Below are 3086 nucleotides of genomic sequence, written 5' to 3'. Positions count from 1 at the left end.
AGGGTAAATACCATCTTCTGTTGTCACTTGCCCAGTTAGCACTTCAAATAAGCTGGGCTGGTTTGGGTCTACCTCGTGATTTAAATAAAAAGTCAGATTTGCTTGTGGATCTGCGTCGATAGTCAACACTCGTAAGCCAAGCCGTGCTAGCAGCAGTGAGGTAAAGAAGATCGTGGTTGTTTTTCCCTGTCCACCGGAGAGGGAGATGGATGAGCAGGTTCGCATGGGTTAAACCCCCAATTCGATATAGCAGAGCATACAGATATTAACTCTAACTGTCTAAATATTTAGATATCAAAGTAAAAAGATACCTGGGTATCAAGATACCTATAAGTCGAGATATCTTGAATCGTGTAACACCCTAATCTGATTGTCTGTGGCATGGTGGCGGGTTTGAGCCAGAACATGGGGTACAAGCAATTAGCGAGTTGATTACAGATTTGATTCCAGGGCTTGGTTTTAACCCTGCTACTGATGTCCAAGTGCTTTCCCCCATGTCACGGGGATTAGTCGGTACACGCAATCTCAATCATGTATTGCAACAATTGATTAATCCCCCTAGCCCTGAAAAAATTGAAGTAACCAGGGGTGGAACTATTTTTAGAACAGGCGATCGCATTATCCAACTCACCAACGACTACCAACGGGAAGTTTTTAATGGCGATGTGGGATTTATTACCACAATAGATACTGAGGAACAGGAAGTAATTGTACAGGAACAAGAATCGCAAAAGTCTTATTATGTAAGGATTATAGATTATTCTCTGGCAGAAGTGATAAAAGAGGGTTAATCAATAACTACTCTTTAAGCAGCTTTAGGAACGCTCTGGAGAGAAATTTCTTTGGCGATCTTGATGTGTCTAGCGAGCAGAAATAGTGGGAACATAACACTAACAGCAATAATGGCTGACATAATAATATACAACCAGAAATATCGAATACCGACACGTTTTCCCTCAATCGCCATAAATATACACGTTGCCAAGCTAACCAAAATCAAGTCGTTGGTGAGAGACGCAGCAGCAGCATTGACGTAGGCTGCACGAAAAAAGTCCGCGAAATAAGCATTACTAGGCTGGGTCATGAATGCAAGATTGTTGAGCCAAGTCGCTGGTAATGCCGCCAACGCAATGAGGATATAGGAGGCACAAATGAGTTTATCTTTGATGTTCATGGTCAGTAGATTCTGATTTTTCTGTACGTTCAGATCAATTCTATTGAACAGTAACTTGACGGGCTGCTTTGAAACAGAATTTATCCCCTAGCTGTCTAATTGGTATTGAGCCGAGATGCGCGACGTGAAAGTTGTGCGTAGAGGCAGTAGCCTATTTTACTGAGGAGTCGTCTCCTCCTGGGGTTGGCATCACCGTGCCAAAACGGGAAAATTGGACGCTAAGGCTGAAAGTCTTTGTCTGTCTAGATTTTGGGCGTTAATTTTTTTGATGGTGCAGAGTAGTACTAATACTCTGCACCAATAAAACTGTATCAATTGAAGTTTCTAAAATTTAAGGGCTTCAAACCCTTGCTGTATCATCCCATTCACGCACTTTTAAATCAATCTACTCACAACATATAAAAATAAAATAATACAAATGACTATTGCTACTAAAAATAAAAAATTATTATTGAAAACTTTACCTAAAACAGTAGATTCCCTTTTCTTAATTTTCTTCTTCTTGTTTTTCTCACCGACTATGCCTTGTCTCAACCGATTGTGGGATTCATATCTTCTGGATATTAAATATTTTGGGATTTCCTCTCTCTCTTGACTTGCACGTTCAATATCTCTAGGAATTATAGGCAAAGAAACATTTAGTTTTTGATGATGTTGACCGTAATCCTGATAATTATTATTTGATCTTTGCGCTACATTACCACGCTCCATTAACTGAATAACTTGTTGCAAATATGCGTTCTTTGTAAATTCAAACCACTCCCTATAAACATTAAATGACTTACAAGCTTGATGAATTTCTTTCTCTACTTTGTAAACGTCAGTAACAAACACATAATGAATGAGTTTCAACGGGTAGGGACTTTGACGGCTATTCAGTTCTTTTAATCTTTCCTTTGGTGTCCGTGGTGCTACAGTTAGCCCTATTTTGTATCTATATGTGCCTACACTATGAATTAAATAAATGTACCCTGGTTTCATTCTTGTATCTTTGTTCGTAGTTCTTCTAAAGCTGCAATCGCGTCTGCAACTGTAAAATCTGGTGAATATTCTACCTTTTTGTAGTCGGGATGCTGTTTTATTTCATTTAAAATTAATTAAAATTGATTAAAATTGATTAAGTAAATCACTTAGCTTAATGAAATCTTGAGCCATAATTAATCCTTAATAATAATAGGTTTACCATTAAAGTGTTTGTAAATATCTCTGGTCTTAGCTAACTTGATAAACTTACGTTGTATTCCTCTAGTTCGTTACCATCTGCATCTACTAGACTAAGGAATATGCTTATACTGAAAATTTATTTAATATGGATATAAATATATGGTTCAACGGATTGAAGAAATTTTAGGTAACTCAATTACAGAATATACTCCCAACGCAATCAAATTTCAGGGACTATCTTTAGAATCATTGGAGCAAGTTATTCAATCAGGCTACACTACACTAAACGCTAGTTTTAATGCTACTCCATCAGTTGGTTCATTTATTGAATTTGGGCAACGTTGTAAAAGATTAGAAGTGACAGCGATTTTTGATGGTGTAGTCCTCAATCATACAGATAACCCAAATTTGGTGATTGATGCAATTACAGTTAAAGGGGTGAAAGACTTAGACTTTGCAGGTGAATTTGTAAAATTTGTGTGGGGTTGCGATGAATTAGAGATTAATTCTCAACAGTTATATGCTTGGTGGGATTAACTGTTTCCTCTAATGAAATCAGGTTTGTAGTAAAGAGCTTAATGAATTGCGCTGTAACCATGCACATAGTTTCTATACTTTTGCAGTTTTTACTATTTGTGGATGAGTAATAATACTCATGGCATGAGAAGAGGATTTCTTTAAAAACTAGTTCACTAACGCGTCGGACTAGTTATTTTTTTTACATAACTAGGTTGTTTCACACTTAATA

General features: G+C 37.2%; 4 protein-coding genes and 1 pseudogene. 2 read left to right on the top strand and 3 right to left on the bottom strand.

What is annotated here, in order from left to right; all coding sequences use genetic code 11:
• The coding region (locus ACEW80_RS29765; protein ID WP_373530061.1) for a ParA family protein at nucleotides 1-225 on the bottom strand (225 nt) is incomplete at its 3' end.
• 140 nt (nucleotides 226-365) lie between these two features.
• Here ACEW80_RS29765 and ACEW80_RS29760 point away from each other — a divergent pair.
• A pseudogene (locus ACEW80_RS29760) lies at nucleotides 366-770 on the top strand (ATP-dependent RecD-like DNA helicase); the annotation flags it as partial.
• Nucleotides 771-805: 35 nt separating this feature from the next.
• On the opposite strand, the gene ACEW80_RS29755 reads toward ACEW80_RS29760, so the two are convergent.
• Together ACEW80_RS29755 and ACEW80_RS29750 are read right to left on the bottom strand one after the other, a co-directional pair.
• Nucleotides 806-1174, bottom strand: a complete 369-nt coding sequence (locus ACEW80_RS29755; protein WP_190938666.1) for a DUF2834 domain-containing protein — start codon at nucleotides 1172-1174, stop codon at nucleotides 806-808.
• Nucleotides 1175-1549: 375 nt separating this feature from the next.
• Nucleotides 1550-2155 (bottom strand): GIY-YIG nuclease family protein, encoded by a 606-nt coding sequence (locus tag ACEW80_RS29750; protein ID WP_373530060.1) that lies wholly within the window; start codon nucleotides 2153-2155, stop codon nucleotides 1550-1552.
• A gap of 342 nt (nucleotides 2156-2497) precedes the next feature.
• Here ACEW80_RS29750 and ACEW80_RS29745 point away from each other — a divergent pair, with 342 nt between their 5' ends.
• Nucleotides 2498-2875 (top strand): hypothetical protein, encoded by a 378-nt coding sequence (locus ACEW80_RS29745; protein ID WP_373530059.1) that lies wholly within the window; start codon nucleotides 2498-2500, stop codon nucleotides 2873-2875.
• The last annotated feature ends 211 nt before the right edge of the window (nucleotides 2876-3086 follow it).

Source organism: Nostoc sp. (assembly GCF_041747015.1).
Lineage (GTDB): Bacteria > Cyanobacteriota > Cyanobacteriia > Cyanobacteriales > Nostocaceae > Nostoc.
Note: the sequence above shows the minus strand (reverse complement) of the source record. Positions and strands in the feature narration are given on the sequence as shown.